This window comes from Psychromonas sp. MB-3u-54 (genome assembly GCF_002836415.1).
Taxonomy (GTDB): Bacteria; Pseudomonadota; Gammaproteobacteria; order Enterobacterales; family Psychromonadaceae; genus Psychromonas.
In genome coordinates, this window is record NZ_PJBP01000176.1 from 1 (window position 1) to 18,112 (window position 18,112).

Sequence of the window (18,112 nt, forward strand, 5' to 3'; positions counted from 1 at the left end):
TCCCCGTGCCTACGGGGATGAACCGTCGCCATCTCATGTCGCACTTGCTACGTTATTGTGTTCCCCGTGCCTACGGGGATGAACCGTGGCGGGAAGGATGTTGTTGGAATGTTCGGCGGTGTTCCCCGTGCCTACGGGGATGAACCGCGTCATGGAAACAGTGTTTTGTACGGCAGTTGGTGTTCCCCGTGCCTACGGGGATGAACCGTTTTCATCTGTGTTTTTAAATAGTATATGACGGTGTTCCCCGTGCCTACGGGGATGAACCGTGTAAACGCATTGTAATTTCAGGCTAGACTGAGTGTTCCCCGTGCCTACGGGGATGAACCGCTATTGAGTTGCCAAAAAATGTTAGAAAAAAAGTGTTCCCCGTGCCTACGGGGATGAACCGCCGAGCAAGAAGCGAAGGCAGCAGAAGAAACGGTGTTCCCCGTGCCTACGGGGATGAACCGCATGTTAGCGGTATTAGTGTCTTTGGACTTAAGTTTGTATTATATATTTATGAGATAATTTCATTATCCCCTTCAATAGAAGGGGTTGATGAAATTATATTGTGTACGCGGACTTATAATAGGATTCTTTACTCTGTGTAGTGCGCAGCGCCTCTGTGGTAGAGCCTTTAAGTTTATTACAAAAAAACAAAAAATATGACTTATGCGAGAAGACGTTAAGCATTTTATTGTGCCTAAAAAAAGAAAACACCGAACGTTTCCACGTTCAGTGTTTTCTCTATCATCAAGATATTCATCAAAATATCCGCTGAGATATCAGTCTAAAATTGCTTAACCAAACAGATTTTTGAGTTTATCGCCTAGTTTATCTTTTACTTTCTCTTCGAGCTTGTTTTTTTGCTCTTCTATTTTTTGTTGAGATTCTTTTTTAAGTTTCTCCTCCAGCCGTTTTTTCTCCATATTAAGCCGCTCTTTTATAGCGCCTTCGGTGTCCAACGTAAATTTAGGATCAGAAAAAGGCCCTTTAATAAGCAGGGGAATAACTAAACCACTCAGATCGCTCTGTTCGGTTGTTTCGGTGCTCTTTGATAATGGGGTGACACTTAAACGATAGTCCAGTGTTTCTTTTACAATATCGGCCAGTCCATTACCATCAAGGCGCATCACAGGCGAAAGCATTAACAATTTTTGGTTATTGACTATGCCGTTGTCGATAGTGAAATTTCCGGTTAATGATGCAAAATCGGTTTTTTTAATATTAGCTTCGGTGGGTTGTGGGGCAGCGGTCAGTTTCGCTTTTAGGATACGCACTTCCTGAGAAAGGTTAATGCCGTATAACTCACCATTCAATAATTTAAAATCACCTTTTCCGGTTAACCCGGTTTTTATTTTAGTGGCGGTTAAACCTTGTCCTTTACCTGCAAAGTTAAAGTCGGTTGTACCGCTAAGAAAATCAATTTCAGCTGCATCGGTGAGCAAAGGACGTATTTGTACATTGTTTAGATTGCTCGAGATTTGGTACCTATTTAATCCTTTACTCTCATCAAGCGATGCCTCGAGGGTTAACAATCCCTGATAAAGCTCCGCGGTTAATGGCGTTAGTTGTGCTTTGCCCTTATTCACTATAATTTTGGAGTCAATTTTTCCAATGGTTACACCCGATGCTTTTAGCCCTTCGATGGACAGTGTGCCATTGATATCCAGGCTGTTTAATATGCTGAGATCCGGTTCCTGTTCCATTTGTTTAGCAGTGGTTTTTTCGGTGCTTGCTGTTTCAGTGGCTGGCTCTGCAGGCTCAGGTAAATAGGGCGCCAGATCCCATTGATTTCCCTTCAGGGCGAAACGTACGGTGGTTAACTGCTTGGTTTGTACCGAAAGCTGTCCAGATAACTGGATTTTATCAAGCTTAATGATTAAATCAGTTAATTCCGCTTTTGCATTGTTGAGATCATATTTGATATCCGTATTAATCGAGCTGTCTATTTTCCCATTGGGCAGTGCTTCACCCGTCAATAAGGTGGTAAGAGAAAATTGCTTAAGCTCAACCGTTGAAAAATCGGACGCTAGCAGGAGTTTTGATTGCAAATCCAGTTGCGCCTGCAGATTATCGAGGATCAGATCGGCCTGCACGGATAAATCCGTTTCCTGTCCAGGTGCAAATTGTCCGAGTTGAATTTTTTTGATATTGGCTTTATGGGTGGTAGCGGCTTTAAGATCCTGAATCTCTATTTGCGCATCATTGATATTAATACCCGCTAACTGCAAATTTTCCAGCGCAAAAAAGCCCTCTTTTTCAGTCTCGCGGCTTGTGTCCTTCTCGGGGATTTTTTCTTGCGGCGCGGACGCGCCACTCGCCTGCATATTATCGAGATTTGAACTGCCGTTTTTATTGGTGATGAGGTTCACAACCAAACCATTGACGGTTAATTCACCAATTTTAATTTGTCCTTTTAATAGGGGGAGAATATCGAGACCAAGGTTGGCCTGATCAATTTTGAGTAAATTTTGTCGATTAAATCCGTCAAGGTTACGCAGTTCAATTTCGCCACTGCTAAAACCTAACTGCGGATAAAACGCCCAGCTAATATCGCCATTAATCGCCAGATCTCTGTTAATGGACTTTTTAACTTGCGTTTGAATTTGCTGTTTATAATCATTGGGATCGATTGTGGTTATCAACAGTACAACGGCGACTATCAATATAACCACCAATCCCGCAAATAATTTAAGAAATAGCTTCATTGAATTTTCCTTATCGGTGTTATTTAAATTTCAACCCGTTATAAAGGGGTTAAATTGAGATTAAACGCTGAGCTTTGTTTTTATAACATTTAATGATTGTGGATGAGATTAGTTTTTTATATATTTTTCAGCGCCTTCAAAAAAAAGCATAAAACGTCTATTTATTGATACTAATACTATAGGCAATGCTTTGACAATATTAATGCGGAGATTAAGTCTATTCGACATTCCGCACTGCCTTTAATCATAAATTTCCTGCCCCTTGAAATGGACAAATTTTCATAAAAAGGGGCATGCCTATTTTCTGATTCTTCCTAAAGACGGATTTTAATAAGTCGAAAAATATTTAATTCGTTAAAATCTGTTTTTATTTGCATCTTAAAATGTAGATTTAATCTAAACTTAAAATGTAGATTTAATCTAAACCTAAAATCGTCCGGTGAATTATTTTGTAAAGTTAGCGGAAAATGCAGATCAACAATTGCCCTAAAGCAGGAATGAAAATGTTTAACGTAAAAAAAATGTTCAAGTTAATTTTAGTAATATCCATTGTAACAATAGTTACTCCAGCCAATAGCGCCGGTTTCGATTCTTTGTTAAAGACCACCGAATCACTGACTGGCGTCAGCACTAAAAGTACAAGTAGTGATCTACTGGGCTCCTTAACGACGCAATTGGGTGTGACTGAGTCTCAAGCTGCTGGTGGTACGGCTGCGTTGTTATCAATGGCCAGTCAAAATCTGTCTGGCACGGACAGCTCATTATTAAAGAGTATTATTCCGGCGGAATTATCTACTACATTATCATCGCAAATGCTTAATCAGGTAATGGATATGGCGGGTGTGCAAAGCGCATTCAGTGCGCTTGGGTTAGATGCGAGCATGGTGCAGCAATTTGCGCCCATTTTACTGCAATACTTAACGGCAAATGGCGGTTCAGATTTGCTTGGAAGTCTGACAAAACTTTGGCTTTAAAGGTGTCCGGCATGGTTAAAGTAGCTTAACTGCAGATGATAAATTTTCCTTTGCAGGCATTTTATAACTAAGCTCAAAACTCAAAAGCGAGAAAGGGCAAACAACTTAAAAGTTGTTTGCCCTTTCTCTTTTCTAAGCGCAACTCATAGCAAAGCATTAAGATTGCTCCAAAGGCAATCGGTGCGCGCCTACAGAGTCTGTTTATCGGTAGGGTGCATTTTATGCACCAAAATCCGCGGTAATCGGTAATCGGTAATTGGTGCGGCCTATTAGAATACAAAATCTCAGGATAATATTTTTTGCCATTTTGTGTGTTTCCCATCCGCGCGAATTTCTTTTAGATAAGTATTAAAGGCATTATCTTCATGAATTATTAAGATAAGATCTAATACAGTGAGAGACATCACCTTTTGAAAGAACATTAGATCCTACCTTTGTACCGTCTTCATTCAGCAGAGGGGCAGGGGTGATGATTATTTTTATTACGTGCGCTTATCTGCAGACAGGGCGGATTTCCGTTATACTGGCGGCCTAAACACTACAGAGAAAATAATTTGTCATTTAATCACCCCCCTGAAATAACAGCAGTTAGCAATGCTGCTGAATCTATTCCTCATTCCCATATTAAGATAGCGACTTTTAATCTGTTTAATTATCTTGAACCCCCTTTTGCATATTACGATTTTGAACGGATTTACAGTGCCGAACAATGGGCTAAAAAACAAAAGTGGATAGCGGATTATGTTAATGAGTTTGAACCTGACGTAATCGGATTTCAGGAGGTGTTCAGCCCTCAAGCACTCGCTGAATTATTAGCAGGGGAAGGTTATGAGTTTTTTCAAGTGGTTGATCAGCCGGAAATTATTGATGATTTTATCTGTCGCAGCCCGGTGGTCGCTATTGCCTCAAAATATCCCATTGTTGATATTGAAGCGGTGCAGGCAGATAAAACCCTGGTTGCTGCAATGGGGCTTAAGAAGGATTTTTCCTTTAGCCGGCAGGTATTACGCGCAACCATTAACTTGCCCCATATAGGCGATTGTGATTTTTATGTGGTGCACTTTAAATCTAAACGTCCGATGCTTGAGCATGAAGAGAATAAAAGCTTGTCGGGTGAAAAAAATATTATCGAAAAACTGAAAGCACAAGTTGCCGGTGGTTGGGGTTCCACTATTCAGCGCGGCAGCGAAGCCGCACTGTTATTGGTTAATATGATAGCGCGCCGTGAAGAAACTGGATTACCGATGATTTTAATGGGCGATTTTAATAATATTCTGGCGGACGGGGTATTAAATCATCTTGTAACGGATTCACTGCGTTTTGTGTCAAAATTGGACAGTGATGCCTATCTTGAAAAGTACTGCCTAAATGATTCATGGGATTTATTTCAGGGAACAGAAAATAATACTGAGCATATTCTGCGTAAACCGACACACTATTTTGGTGCATCGAGTTCGGTCTTAGATTATATTTTATTATCCTGTGAATTTGATGCTAACTATCATTCAAGCTTATTTGAAGTCAGTGAATATAATACCTACGACAGGCATTTGATCAATCCCATTTTTGACCGTGACGGGGAAAGCACCGACCATGGTGTGGTCTTAGTGACCCTGCAGTTACGCTCTTAATTTTATAAACTTAATCCCCTGCAGTAAGGTTAATGCTATTTTGACCGTGACGGGGAAAGCACCGAGCATCCATAGTATTGTCTTGGTGACTCTGCAGTTACGCTCATAAAACAGTAGTGATGATTGAATAATAAATCGGATCATTTTATTAATGCGTTTGGTCTTATGTTAGCGGTAGGGTGCATTCTATGCACCGCAAACAGTGTTAATCGGTGCTGAAGCGCACCCTACGAGTGATGCGATTGTCGCTCACTCGTAGGCGTTATCGCTTATTTATGTATAATAACAACACTGCATAATCTCTGCCTTGTAGAAAGAATCTACAAGCTGCTGCAACAACAATCCCGAAATATAAACAGGCCCTAAAGCTTAATGGTCCAACAGTATTATTAATTCTATTAAGGCAGTAAAAAATAACAGGGTGCTTAAAATTTGCCAGAACTTGACCGGGTTGCGCTCTAATAAGGGCGCACGCTCGCGGTTCCTGAGCATTTTAGTATTGGGCGTGTAGAGATCTTGAGTAAACTCACTCATGGCATTATAACGCTGCGCCAACACAGGATGTGTCGCTTTTTGCAGTGTTAAATCAATCCAGTCGGGGAGATCAGGCCTAAACTGTTTGACCGGGCGATATTTCCATTGTGCCTTTCTTGCCCGGCTTAAGGATTGAGAATTAAGTGATTTATAGGGTAAGTGTCCCGCTAATAACTCATAGGCAATAACGCCAATAGAGAACAGATCCGATGCTGAACTGGCGTGTCCTTCATTCAGATACTCGGGCGCAATATAATCCGTGGCGCCTAAAGGTTGCTCGCTTTCGGGAGCCACCGATATTTCATCCAAACTGTCTATTTTAATGGTGCCAAAATCAATAATAGTTATTTTTTTCTCGTCGGAAATCATAATATTCTCCGGTTTTAAATCCCGATGCACCATACCGGAGCGCTGTAATACTCTTACCGCAGCAACAATATTATGGATAATCTCTCTGGCGATTTCTAAGGGGGGATTGGGGTTGTCATAGATCCACTGCCTGAGGGTAATACCTTTAATGTATTCACAGATATGGTATAAAAAAGGTGATTCATCCACTTTCGGCATTATAGACATTATGCTCGAATGTGATAATTTTCGGCCGACCCATTGCTCCTTTGAAAAACCATCGAGATAAACCAGATCGTCACTGAAATTTAATGACGGCATCTTCAAAATAAAAAAACCTTTAGACCATTTATCGATAGCCAGATAAACATGGCTGCGCGGGCCTTCATGAATCACTTTTTTTATTAGGAAGTGATCAATTTCATTCCCTTCATGTAATGCTGGCGGAATGGTTAATTCGGTTAATCTTTTTTGTAATTCGTCAACCGCGATGATCGGCAGGCTTTTAACCTTCAGCAGCAAACAAGTCAGGTTATCGGTACTGCCGTTATCAAGTGCATGTTGACCTATTGCTTTGGCCAGGACTTCGAAGTCTGCCGCATTTAATTCTTCCGGCTTTAAGGTGGAAAAATGTTCTGCCAGTTCAGTTTTGCTCAGCCAGTCATGAATACCATCGGATGATAAAAAAAATAGGTCATCCTGCTGCAGATCGGTTGTTTGAAAGTCGACCTCTAAATGGGAATCCATCCCCAGTGCACGGGTTAAGACTGTGTTGTTACCGTATTGAGTGCGGCTATGATCTTTACTGAGCTGGGTTAATTGTGAGTCGCGGTAGCGATATATACGGGTATCCCCAACGTGGAAAAGATAAGCGCTGGTGGATTTGAAAATGACCGAGCTGAAGGTGGTGATTAGCCCGTCGTGGCGTATCTGGTCATTATTACCGTGTTGATATAACCAGGCATTAAGTGAATTTAACACTTTGCTGGCGGATAACTTGGTTCCCCAATGTTCGGGCGTGCAATAATAATCATTGATAAATTGGGTGACACTGGTATGGCTCGCCTGCTGACTCTTAGTGCTGCAGCTGACACCATCTGCGATACTCGCGACAATTCCTTTATGCTTTTTCTCTGTATAGGAGGTCGGTATTTTGACCGCAAAAGCATCTTGATTAATCTCTCTTTTACCGCTTTCGGAATATCCCCCGACAATCAGTTCAAGTGCCTTATTAGGTTGCTTAGCTGGGATATTCAAATTAATTTTTTCCTTGGCAGACAATAGAGAAAAAAAGGGCGAGTGTTAATATAATCAACACCCGCCGTTTTCTTATACCAAAAGAATTAATTAAGTGATCAATGATTGCGAAGGAAAAATCAGCCCTAATAAGGCGTGAGTTGCAGGAGATAGTTGTTCTCACTTCAAAACTCACAACGCAGTTAGGGATGGTTTTAACCAGCAAGGATGATCACCTTTTTAGTTCTTTTGGTATTAATGGCTAACATCAATCATAGTGACACTGCCGTCGGGATTAAGCTCGGCCATTTGTCCCTTAGGCTCGGTCATCAGAGATAAGGTCACCAAACCACAAAACGCAGTCACGGCAATCACGTAGAAGAAAGTTTGATAATCAACAAATGACAGTATGGTTAAGTAAACTACCGCACCGACATTACCGTAAGCACCGGTCATACCCGCAATCTGTCCGGTCATTCTGCGTTTAATCAAGGGGACGGTGGCAAATACTGCACCTTCACCTGCCTGCACAAAGAAAGAACATAACATTGCCGCTGCAACCGCAATCCACAGCGTCCAGCCGCTGGTAATTTGCGCCATTAACAGATAACCCAATGCAAGTCCGGCGGTTAGAATAACCAGGGTTATTTTACGCCCGCATTTATCGGAAATCCAACCGCCACCGGGTCGGGACACTAAGTTCATAAAGGCATAAGCCGATGCGACCATACCCGCCATGACTGGCGTTAATTCAAAGGTTTCCAAAAAGAATAAGGGCAGCATGGAGATAACCGCCAGCTCAGATCCAAAGGTTGCAAAATAAAGCACATTTAATACAGCCACCTGTTTGAATTTATACCGATGAATTTCAGGAACCGGGGTAGTGAAAATTGATTTATTAACCTTCCAAACCTGTGACCATTCATAAATATAAAGTGCAATCAGTATCGCATAAATGGCATAGGTAACTTCAGCTGAAATCATCGCGATATTGCTTGGAGAGACTTTCCATGCAAGTAACGCAAGGGCTGCGTACATCGGAATTTTCATTATTAATAATAGGAAAAAATCGCCCTTGGAGGTCACTTCCATGGCCGTTAAATTGGCCGGTTTAAAATAAGTAGAGCCTTTTGGAGTATCGCTAACATTAGCATAAAACACAAAGGCAAAAACTAAACTCATCAAACCTGTGATAGCCGTTGCATAGCGCCATCCGTCTTCACCGCCAAACAATAATGCCAGAGTCGGTAAACTAAAGGCTGCTGCTGCACTGCCGAAGTTACCCCAACCGCCGTAGATTCCCTCGGCGGTGCCAAGTTCATTATGTGGAAACCATTCTGACACCAGACGGATACCGATTACAAAACCTGCACCGATAAAACCGAGCAGAAAACGGGCGATCGCCGCTTCTAAAAATGTTTCTGAAAAAGCAAACATAAAACAAGGAATAGAACAAACCGCTAGGAGTGCGGAGTACACCACTCTTGGCCCGTATTTATCGGTTAATGAACCGACAATTACTCGGGCGGGTATAGTTAAAGCGACGTTAAGAATTAATAATGTTTTTATCTCTTCGGTGCTTAAACCCAAGGATTCTTTTACCGCAAGCAGCAGGGGGGCAAAGTTAAACCAGACCACAAAAGTAATAAAAAAGGCCATCCAGCTTAAATGCAGGATTTTCATCTTTCCGGTAAAAGAGGCGATATTAAATGAGGTTTTATCCATGATTCTTTCCTTTAAAATTTTTTATGCTCTATAGGCTAAACAGCCCTATAGAGCACGATTAAGCGTTTAAAATTAACCTATCGACTGCAGTTGCACATGTTCGGCTTCAATGCGCACGGCATAGGTTTTTAATACATGCTCAGGTAAATCCAGACAGACGCCGGTCTTTAAATTAAAACGCTGTTTATACAAAGGTGATGCAACATAGGTCTCTCCCTGCGTTGATCCTATTATTCCGCGCGAAATAACATTCGCTTGTGCTATAGGATCAAAGTTGGAAACCGCATATAAATCCTGATTACGTTGACAGAAAAAAATTGCTACTTGCTGACTTTCAAACTGCGCACAAATGCCGCTGTTAGGAGCAAGATCTTCAGATTTACAAATATTAAACCATTGACTCATAATTTTTCCCTTATGCCGTTAATTCTACGACTTTGATTGTTTGCTGAGCGGGTATACGCTGCTCGCGCTCGAGTTCAAATGCCAATTGATTATCGGTATCATCACTGTTGATAAAATGTTTAAAGCGTTTTAGTTTTTCTGGATTTTGCAGCGTGGTTTTCCATTCACATTGATAGTTTTCAATGTTATTTTCCATTTCCTGCTCAAGTTCATCGGCCAGATTAAGCTTGTCTTCAATCACCACTTCTCTTAGGTAATCTAATCCGCCTTCCATGTTTTCCATCCAAACTGACGTACGCTGGAGACGATCTGCGGTGCGGACATAGAACATTAAAAAGCGATCTATATATTTAATAAGGGTTTGCTCGTCAAGGCCCGAGGCAAATAAATCTCCGTGACGGGGGCGCATACCGCCATTACCACAGACATACATGTTCCAGCCATTCTCGGTGGAAATAAGGCCGATATCTTTGCTCTGGGCTTCTGCACATTCGCGGGTACAACCGGATACGGCAAATTTTATTTTATGCGGGGAACGCAGACCTTTATAACGATTTTCAAGATTGAGGGCTAAGGTCATGCTGTCATCAACCCCAAAACGGCACCAGGTATTACCAACACAGGATTTTACCGTGCGTAAGGATTTACCGTAAGCGTGACCGGTTTCAAAACCGGCATCTATTAGTTGCTGCCAGATAACGGGTAATTCATGTAACTGCGCGCCAAATAAATCTATCCGCTGACCACCGGTTATCTTGGTATAAAGATCAAATTCCTTGGCAACTTCACCGAGTACAATCAATTTATCCGGCGTGATTTCACCGCCTGCGATACGCGGTACAACGGAATAAGTGCCGTTTTTTTGAATATTACCAAGATAGAGATCGTTACTGTCCTGTAATTCAATATGGTTATCTTCTAATACATATTCATTCCAGTAGGAGGCTAAAATAGAGCCGGCGGTGGGTTTACAAATTTCACAGCCTAAACCGCTGCCGTAATTTTCCAGCAATTGATCAAAAGAGGTTATTTTTTTAACCCGAATAATGTCCGTAAGCTCTTGTCTTGAGTAGGCAAAATGTTCACAAAGATCGTTATTGACTTCAAAACCTAAGCTCGCTAATTCACTGTCTAACACTTGTTTAGTCAGTGCACTACAGCCCCCACAGCCCGTTGATGCTTTGGTTTGCTCTTTTAAATCTCCCATAGTGCAGCACCCGGCTGCCACGGCACTGGTAAGATCGCCTTTAGAGACATCAAAACATGAACAGATAGTCGCGGTTTCAGGCAGGGCTTCGACCCCGAATCCAGCTGCTTGCTCATCACCGGTACTCGGTAGAATAAGCACCGCAGGGTTTTCCGGCAGGGTCATATCATTGAGTAATAATTGTAATAATGTGCCGTAAGCCTCTGCATTTCCGACTAAAACCGCACCGACAATTTTGGTGCCGTCTTCCGAGACAATCAAACGTTTATAAACCTGTTCAATTTCATCGTGGTAGGTATAAGACTGTGCGCCGGGTGTCTGACCGTGTACTTCGCCAATACTGGCAACATCAATGCCTAATAATTTAAGTTTGGTGCTCATATCAGCGCCGGTAAAGGTAAGTGATTCACCCTTAATATGGGCTGCCGCAACTTTTGCCATTTGGTAACCGGGGGCAACTAGGCCAAAAATCTTATTGTCCCATAATGCACATTCACCAATCGCATAAACATTTTCAACATTAGTCTGGCACTGGTCATTGATAGCAATACCGCCACGCTCGCCAATCTTTAAATCAAACTGTCTGGCCAGTTCATCCTGAGGACGAATACCCGCCGAGAAAACAATCGTATCGGTTTCTAGAAAACTGCCATCGGCAAAGTTCATTCGGTAGCGGCAGTTCTCACCATCAACAATTTCTGTGGTCGCTTTTTCGGTGTGTACCTGTACCCCTAAGGCTTCAATTTTACGGCGCAGTAATTGACCGCCACCGTCATCTAACTGCACGGCCATTAAACGCGGTGCAAATTCTACCACGTGGGTTTCTAAACCCAGGTTAACCAGTGCATTGGCAGCTTCAAGACCTAACAGACCGCCACCGACAACAACCCCCACTTTACTGCTTTTTCCAGAGGCTGTTATGTCCTCTAAATCATCAATAGTACGGTACACATGACAATGCTCTTTATCATTGCCTGCTATTGGCGGCACAAAAGGAAATGAACCCGTTGCCAGTACTAATTTATCGTAGGGTTCAATACGGCCACTGTTGGTGACCACCTGATTATTTTTGGTATCAAGTGTGACAACCTTATCGTTAAGCACAAAGTTAATACCATTTTCCTGGTAGTAAGTCGCATCGGTTAATGCTAAATCATCGGCTGTTTTACCGGAGAAAAAGCCACTTAGTTGAACCCGATCATAGGCAAGACGGGATTCTTCTGAAAACGTAATTATCTCGTAATCAACACTTTCATCTGTAATCAGAGTATCTATAAACTTGTGACCGACCATGCCGTTACCGACCACCACAATGCGTTGTTTGTTCATAATGTTAAAATCCTTATAAATTTTTAAGCTGATAATTGTGTTAACTCATTAATCGCACTATCGACCGATGGTTTTTCGTTAAACCACTGTAATTGCTCAGCTAAGGAGATAACCTTGCCAATCATAATCAGAGCGGGTGATTTTATTTGTTGTGTTTTTACTAATGAGGAAAGTTGGTTTAGATGACCGGTGATCACTCTTTGCTGCGGACAGCAGCCGTTTTCAATTAAAGCGACCGGCGTATTTTTATCCAAGCCTGCTTTTATCAGCTGCGTTTCAATTAATTCGGCTTTACTTAAGCCCATATAAAAGACCAGGGTATGATCCAGTTTGGCAAGTGCCTGCCATTTTATATCCAGGGTTTTTTCTGCATGCGCGGTGACAAAAGTACAACCTTGAGAAAGACCTCGATGCGTAAGGGGAATACCTGCGTAGCTTCCGCAGCCTGCCGCTGCGGTAATGCCCGGCACGATTTCGGCTTTAATATTATGTGCTTTCAGCGCCAGCATCTCTTCGCTGCCGCGACCAAAAACAAAAGCATCACCGCCTTTTAAACGGCAAACGCTTAATCCTTGCTGGGCTTTATCGATTAACAGCTGATTAATTTCGGACTGGCGAATACTGTGATTATTCTTGGCTTTACCCACATATAAGAGTTCAGCCTGCGCAGAAAACAGCTCTCTAATTTGTTTACTGACCAGATTATCAAAAATAATAACATCACATTTTTGGATTAGACGAAGTGCTTTCACCGTAAGCAAATCCGGATCACCGGGGCCGGCACCCACTAAAAAAACCCTGCCATAATTTGCCGGTTTATTGTCCTTTAGTAAGGTTCTGTTAGCCGTTGTTTTTTCGTGTAAAACAAAAGTGGTAACTACCTTGTTACTTTTTTGTGTGTTCATGTTGTCACCTGTTTTTATTTTTTTTCATCAAGCTGTTATCGATTTTTGTTAATTCAGTGTTATGGGTTTGTTAAAGCAAATATAGTGCCAATAAACAAATCAAGCGTTAAATTAAAAATTTAAAGCTTTTTAAATCATGTTGTTACTAGTCGGATTATCTGCAGGTTTAAATATTCCGGATAAACAGCAAAGACCTTATTGGGATAAAAAACAGGTGCGTTAATAGTGCGGCTAGCACCACAATGATCCGCATTTAAGCTTGATCCTCTTTTTTATGGCTGGCAGCTTAAGGAGAATGCTGCTGAGCTGACTGCTGTTTTTTGTTAACTGTTTGTTTGTGTGGTGTTAACTGTGATTTTTTCTAATAAATTTTTATTTTGATCAAGGTTTGGCGCGTAAATTGCATTATTCAATTAACAAATAAACTCGATAGATAAAATTTCATTAAACATAAAGCAGCAGCTAAAAGCTGAAATCAAGAGAGGGCACATGACAGCAGAAAAAAGCTTATGGACAAAAACCACTTGTGCATATTGTGGCGTTGGTTGTGGTGTTGAAGCAAAACCCAACAAACTCGGTTTATTGGATATTAGAGGTGATCAGGATCACCCTGCAAATTATGGGCGCTTGTGCTCTAAAGGTTTGGCGCTTGGCGAGACCGTTGTCCATGAAGGGCGATTATTAACCCCTGAAGTCAATGGGGCTCCATCAAGTTGGGAGAATGCTTTAACGCTGGTGGCCGATAAGTTTTCCGACACAATAAAGCAATACGGGCCTGATTCCGTTGCATTTTATGTGTCAGGGCAGTTATTGACTGAAGATTATTATGCGGCTAACAAGCTGATGAAAGGCTTTATTGGCAGCGGCAATATTGATACCAATTCGCGACTGTGCATGTCGTCATCGGTGGCCGGGCACAAACGTGCATTTGGCTCTGATACTGTTCCTGTTTGTTATCAGGATCTTGAAAAAACCGACATGGTGGTGATCACCGGCTCTAATTTAGCCTGGTGCCATCCGGTTTTATTTCAGCGCTTAAAAGCCGCTAAGGCCTTACGTCCTGAACTTTTTATTGTGGTTATTGATCCGCGCAAAACCGCGACCTGTGAAATTGCAGATTGTCATTTGGCCATTCAGCCGGGCAGTGATGTTGCCCTGTTTAACGGTTTATTAGCTTATCTTGCCGAAAATAAAACCATAGACAGGGATTATATCGACCAATATACCCAGGGTTTTGAAGCGAGCTTAGCCAGTGCCGTAGATGAATGTCAGGATCGGGACGAATTTTTAAAACGGCTGGGTATTAAGGAAAGCCAGCTGGAATTGTTTTATAAGCATTTTTCTCAGACCGAAAAAGTGATTACCATTTATTCTCAGGGAGTAAACCAATCATCTCAAGGGACAGATAAAGTAAACAGTATTTTGAACTGTTTTCTGGCAACGGGACGTATTGGCAAAGAGGGCATGGGACCCTTTTCGGTGACCGGTCAGCCCAATGCGATGGGCGGCAGAGAAGTTGGCGGTCTGGCGAACACACTGGCTGCGCATATGGAGTTTGGTAATGAGCAGGATCATCAAAGAATCAGTGAATTTTGGCAGACTGAGCAGTTAGCAACAAAACCCGGCTTAAAAGCCGTTGAACTGTTTGATGCAATTGATGACGGTACTATTAAAGCCGTTTGGATAATGGCCACCAATCCCGTTGTCAGCTTGCCGGGCAGCAGTAAAATTAAGGCGGCATTAAAAAAATGTCCGTTAGTGGTGGTCTCGGACTGCATTAAAGAAACGGCGACCAGCGCTTTTGCCGATGTGTTATTACCGGCCCAGGGCTGGAGTGAAAAGTCCGGAACAATCACTAATTCGGAGCGTCGAATCTCCCGTCAACGGCGAATTTTACCCACCCCGGGTTTAGGTAAACCCGACTGGTGGATAATCAGTGAAGTGGCAAAAAAAATGGGTTTTGCAAAGGCCTTTGATTATGCCCATGAAGGACAGGTTTTTGATGAATATGTCAAAATGACTGGATTGGGAAACCGTGACGGCAACTTACGCGCGCTAAATTTGATTGGTCTAGCGGGTCTCAGTGCTAATGATTACAATCAGCTTACGCCGCAACAATGGCCGGTGCCTGAATATCAAAAAGAGGTGGTTAATCAGCGTATGTTTGCCGATAACCTTTTTTTTACGGAAAACAAAAAAGCGCGCTTAATCCCTATTTCACAAAAGCAACCTCTTAGCCGCTGCAGTGCAGATTACCCTTTTGTGCTTAATAACGGCCGAATCCGCGATCAGTGGCATACAATGAGCCGAACGGGGCTTTCCAGCCGCTTAAGCGCATATCAACCGGAACCCTTTGTTTCAATCAATCCTATTGACGCAGTAAAGCAACAACTTGAGAACGGTCAGTTAGTGACTATCAGCAGTCTCAGCGGTTCGGTACTAGTACGTTTAGCGGTTTCAGCAGATATTGAACCCGGGCAGTTGTTTATGCCGATCCACTGGAGTCAGACAACGGCGAGTAAGGCGAATATCTGCGCCCTGATCAAAGCCAATGTGGACCCAAATTCAGGGCAACCGGAATTTAAATTTACTCCGGTTAAGCTTGTTAAGTGGGCATACAAAAGTGAAGCCTGGTTACTCAGCCGGACGCCAATGGACTTGTCCGATTTTGATTATTGGGTAAAACAAAAAGTCGCAGCGGGTTATTTGTATCGTCTTGCCGCCGAGTTTCCTCCTCTTGAGATGACCATTAAACTGTCCAATTTAATGGACCATAATAGCGGCAAAACGCTGACGAATTCTCCCGCTGCTAAAAGCGCAGCACCGATTTACCGTTACGCTAATATTACCGATCAAAAAATGCAGCAGGCTTATATTGTCGGCAAAAATCTGCAGGAGCAAGATTTAGACTGGTTGCAAAACCTGCTTGAGGAAACGGTCGACAGCAGTATTGAACGCTCACTTATTTCCGGGCAGGTCGAAGGTAAACTCGCCTGCGGAAAGCTGATTTGCGCCTGTAAACAAGTGGGTGAAAAAACCATTAAAAATGCGATAGCGGAGCAGCAACTTGATAACCTGAAAGCCGTCAGTGAACACACCGGTGCCGGCACAGGATGCGGTTCTTGTTTAGGGGAAGTGGAGGCAATTTTAACCGACTGCACCCTGCTTGTTTGAAGACTGCACAATACTTGTTCAAAGACTGCCTGATGAAGGACCTAATTGTTAATTAAATGATCGAGCCAACTTTTTTAGGCTGTAAAATCTGTTATAAAGAGCTACTTAATACCAAAAGAACTAAAAAGGTGATCACCCTTGCTGGTTAAAATAATCTCTAATTGCGTTGTGAATTTTGAAGTGAGAACAACTATCTCCTGCAACTCACGCCTTATCAGTGCTGATTTTTCCTTCACAATCATTGATCACTTCATTAATTCTTTTGGTATAACTAAACTCTGACTAAAGAAGATACCTTTAGTCTCTGCTAATACTTGGAGTCGCGATGTCACTTTCAAAAGAGGTGCAGGAACAAATTTCAGATACACAGATTATCACAGCAAGCTGTCCCGGCAGTCTGGGGACGGTCGATGCCGTAACCGCTTACCTGTCTCAGCAGGGCTGTTATATTAATGAAATCAACTCATTTGATGATATCGATACGCAACGCTTTTTTATCCGTATAGAATTTAGACCGGATCGGCAAAGCGCATTTAACCGCGAACATTTTATCAGTGGCTTTAAAGCTAAGGCGGCAAGCTTTGAGATGGATTGGACGTTGACCGCAAAAGACGATAAGGCGAAAGTAGTGATCATGGTGTCCAAGCATGATCATTGTTTAAATGATTTACTCTACCGTTACCGCACCGGCGATTTAAATATTGAAATTCCCGCTATTATCTCCAACCATCCAGACCTTGAAGAACTGGCTAAATGGCATGGTATTCCCTATTTTCATCTGCCGGTTAATAAAGACATAAAACCCCAACAGGAAGCGATGGTATGGAAAATCATTCAAGACTGTGATGCTGATTTAGTAGTGCTTGCGCGTTATATGCAGGTCTTATCCAGTGAGATGTGTCAACGATTGGCGGGCTGGGCGATTAATATTCATCACTCACTACTGCCGGGATTCAAAGGTGCTAAACCCTATTATCAGGCCTATCATAAAGGGGTTAAATTAGTCGGTGCCACTGCCCATTATATCAGTGACGATCTGGATGAAGGTCCGATTATTACGCAGGGAGTTGAAACCGTTGACCACAGTCACTATCCGGCGGATTTAGCCGCTAAGGGACGGGATATTGAATGTCAGACATTGTCACGTGCGGTGCGCTGGCACATTGAACAGCGTGTGTTTTTACACGGTGAAAAGTCGGTGGTTTTTGCAAAATAAACAGGCATATCTTCCAAGTGCCTGTTTATCGGATTTGTTACATTGTTATTATTACGTTCGCCCCGAAGCGCAATTGTTATAAAGGAATAAGCTTCATGAAATCTAAATTGAGACTCTCACTTTTAAGCTGTTGTCTGTTGTACAGCGCCAATGTGCTGGCAGACAAAGCCGTCCTGGCCGGAGGATGTTTTTGGTGCATGGAAGCAGACTTTGAAAAACTTTCAGGGGTGAGTGATGTCGTCTCAGGTTTTACCGGCGGGCAATTAGAAAAACCAACCTATAACGGTGATCACCAGGGGCACTATGAAGCCGTGGAAATCACCTATGATGCGGATAAAATAAGTTATCGAGCGCTGCTCGACTATTACTGGGTAAATATCGATCCCTTTGACGGGAGAGGGCAGTTTTGCGATAAAGGGCCCAGTTACCTGAGTGCTATTTTTGTCGCCAGTACCGAAGAGAAAAAAATAGCTGAACAATCTAAAGCTGCGATAGCAGCGCAGTTTGCGAATAAAATGGTTGTCACACCCGTTTTACCGGCAGCGGTTTTTTATCCTATCAAAGGTGACGAAAGTTATCATCAGGACTATGCCAAAAACAACCCGCTTCGGTATAAAGCTTATCGTTGGAATTGTGGGCGGGATAAGCGTCTCAAGAAGATTTGGGGAGAGAAAGCGACTCACTGATTGGTGCGTGACAGCTAGTTAGGCAATACAAAAAAACGCTGATCATTCA

At 42.5% G+C, this 18,112-nt stretch carries 12 protein-coding genes and 1 CRISPR repeat array; of the genes, 5 read left to right on the plus strand and 7 right to left on the minus strand.

Going from position 1 to position 18,112, the window contains the following annotated elements; genetic code table 11:
- The first annotated feature begins 57 nt into the window (after positions 1–57).
- Positions 58–452: direct repeats of the CRISPR family, unit length 29 nt; unit sequence GTGTTCCCCGTGCCTACGGGGATGAACCG.
- 330 nt (positions 453–782) lie between these two features.
- Entirely contained in the window at positions 783–2,693 is a 1,911-nt protein-coding gene (locus CXF72_RS15270; RefSeq protein ID WP_101040222.1) for an AsmA family protein, read from the minus strand.
- Between the two features lie 503 nt (positions 2,694–3,196).
- On the opposite strand from CXF72_RS15270, the gene CXF72_RS15275 reads away from it, so the two are divergent.
- Positions 3,197–3,667 carry a DUF2780 domain-containing protein gene (locus CXF72_RS15275; protein WP_157823273.1) on the plus strand — a complete coding sequence of 157 codons (471 nt, stop codon included), beginning with the start codon at positions 3,197–3,199 and terminating at the stop codon, positions 3,665–3,667.
- A gap of 284 nt (positions 3,668–3,951) precedes the next feature.
- On the opposite strand, the gene CXF72_RS19440 is transcribed toward CXF72_RS15275, so the two are convergent.
- Positions 3,952–4,089 carry a hypothetical protein gene (locus tag CXF72_RS19440; RefSeq protein WP_157823274.1) on the minus strand — a complete coding sequence of 46 codons (138 nt, stop codon included), beginning with the start codon at positions 4,087–4,089 and terminating at the stop codon, positions 3,952–3,954.
- Between the two features lie 132 nt (positions 4,090–4,221).
- Here CXF72_RS19440 and CXF72_RS15280 point away from each other — a divergent pair, with 132 nt between their 5' ends.
- Positions 4,222–5,298: an endonuclease/exonuclease/phosphatase family protein gene (locus tag CXF72_RS15280; protein WP_101040226.1), complete on the plus strand. Its 1,077-nt coding sequence runs from the start codon at positions 4,222–4,224 to the stop codon at positions 5,296–5,298.
- Positions 5,299–5,667: 369 nt separating this feature from the next.
- Here CXF72_RS15280 and CXF72_RS15285 read toward each other — a convergent pair whose 3' ends face one another.
- The 5 genes from CXF72_RS15285 to cobA form a co-directional block, all read right to left on the minus strand.
- Complete coding sequence (locus tag CXF72_RS15285) at positions 5,668–7,437, minus strand: bifunctional protein-serine/threonine kinase/phosphatase (protein WP_101040228.1); 1,770 nt, start codon at positions 7,435–7,437, stop codon at positions 5,668–5,670.
- Positions 7,438–7,671: 234 nt separating this feature from the next.
- Complete coding sequence (locus CXF72_RS15290; RefSeq protein WP_101040230.1) at positions 7,672–9,141, minus strand: NarK family nitrate/nitrite MFS transporter; 1,470 nt, start codon at positions 9,139–9,141, stop codon at positions 7,672–7,674.
- Between the two features lie 72 nt (positions 9,142–9,213).
- Positions 9,214–9,546 carry a nitrite reductase small subunit NirD gene (gene nirD, locus CXF72_RS15295; protein WP_101040232.1) on the minus strand — a complete coding sequence of 111 codons (333 nt, stop codon included), beginning with the start codon at positions 9,544–9,546 and terminating at the stop codon, positions 9,214–9,216.
- A 10-nt stretch (positions 9,547–9,556) separates the two neighbouring features.
- Entirely contained in the window at positions 9,557–12,082 is a 2,526-nt protein-coding gene (nirB, locus tag CXF72_RS15300; RefSeq protein ID WP_101040234.1) for a nitrite reductase large subunit NirB, read from the minus strand.
- A 23-nt stretch (positions 12,083–12,105) separates the two neighbouring features.
- On the minus strand, positions 12,106–12,987 hold the full coding sequence (cobA, locus tag CXF72_RS15305) for a uroporphyrinogen-III C-methyltransferase (RefSeq protein WP_101040236.1): 882 nt from the start codon (positions 12,985–12,987) through the stop codon (positions 12,106–12,108).
- A 489-nt stretch (positions 12,988–13,476) separates the two neighbouring features.
- Here cobA and CXF72_RS15310 point away from each other — a divergent pair, with 489 nt between their 5' ends.
- The 3 genes from CXF72_RS15310 to msrA all read left to right on the plus strand — a co-directional run bounded on the left by CXF72_RS15310 (position 13,477) and on the right by msrA (position 18,063).
- On the plus strand, positions 13,477–16,161 hold the full coding sequence (locus CXF72_RS15310; RefSeq protein ID WP_101040238.1) for a nitrate reductase: 2,685 nt from the start codon (positions 13,477–13,479) through the stop codon (positions 16,159–16,161).
- A 325-nt stretch (positions 16,162–16,486) separates the two neighbouring features.
- Positions 16,487–17,377 carry a formyltetrahydrofolate deformylase gene (gene purU / locus CXF72_RS15315; RefSeq protein ID WP_101040240.1) on the plus strand — a complete coding sequence of 297 codons (891 nt, stop codon included), beginning with the start codon at positions 16,487–16,489 and terminating at the stop codon, positions 17,375–17,377.
- A gap of 95 nt (positions 17,378–17,472) precedes the next feature.
- Complete coding sequence (gene msrA / locus CXF72_RS15320; RefSeq protein WP_101040242.1) at positions 17,473–18,063, plus strand: peptide-methionine (S)-S-oxide reductase MsrA; 591 nt, start codon at positions 17,473–17,475, stop codon at positions 18,061–18,063.
- Positions 18,064–18,112 lie beyond the last annotated feature (49 nt).

What these genes read in the sequence shown, in the direction of transcription:
- cobA (WP_101040236.1), bottom strand. Translation starts at nt 12,987, where the DNA reads ATGAACACACAAAAAAGTAACAAGGTAGTTACCACTTTTGTTTTACAC.
- CXF72_RS19440 (WP_157823274.1), bottom strand. Translation starts at nt 4,089, where the DNA reads ATGTTCTTTCAAAAGGTGATGTCTCTCACTGTATTAGATCTTATCTTA.
- nirD (WP_101040232.1), bottom strand. Translation starts at nt 9,546, where the DNA reads ATGAGTCAATGGTTTAATATTTGTAAATCTGAAGATCTTGCTCCTAAC.
- CXF72_RS15270 (WP_101040222.1), bottom strand. Translation starts at nt 2,693, where the DNA reads ATGAAGCTATTTCTTAAATTATTTGCGGGATTGGTGGTTATATTGATA.
- purU (WP_101040240.1), top strand. Translation starts at nt 16,487, where the DNA reads ATGTCACTTTCAAAAGAGGTGCAGGAACAAATTTCAGATACACAGATT.
- msrA (WP_101040242.1), top strand. Translation starts at nt 17,473, where the DNA reads ATGAAATCTAAATTGAGACTCTCACTTTTAAGCTGTTGTCTGTTGTAC.
- nirB (WP_101040234.1), bottom strand. Translation starts at nt 12,082, where the DNA reads ATGAACAAACAACGCATTGTGGTGGTCGGTAACGGCATGGTCGGTCAC.
- CXF72_RS15275 (WP_157823273.1), top strand. Translation starts at nt 3,197, where the DNA reads ATGTTTAACGTAAAAAAAATGTTCAAGTTAATTTTAGTAATATCCATT.
- CXF72_RS15290 (WP_101040230.1), bottom strand. Translation starts at nt 9,141, where the DNA reads ATGGATAAAACCTCATTTAATATCGCCTCTTTTACCGGAAAGATGAAA.
- CXF72_RS15310 (WP_101040238.1), top strand. Translation starts at nt 13,477, where the DNA reads ATGACAGCAGAAAAAAGCTTATGGACAAAAACCACTTGTGCATATTGT.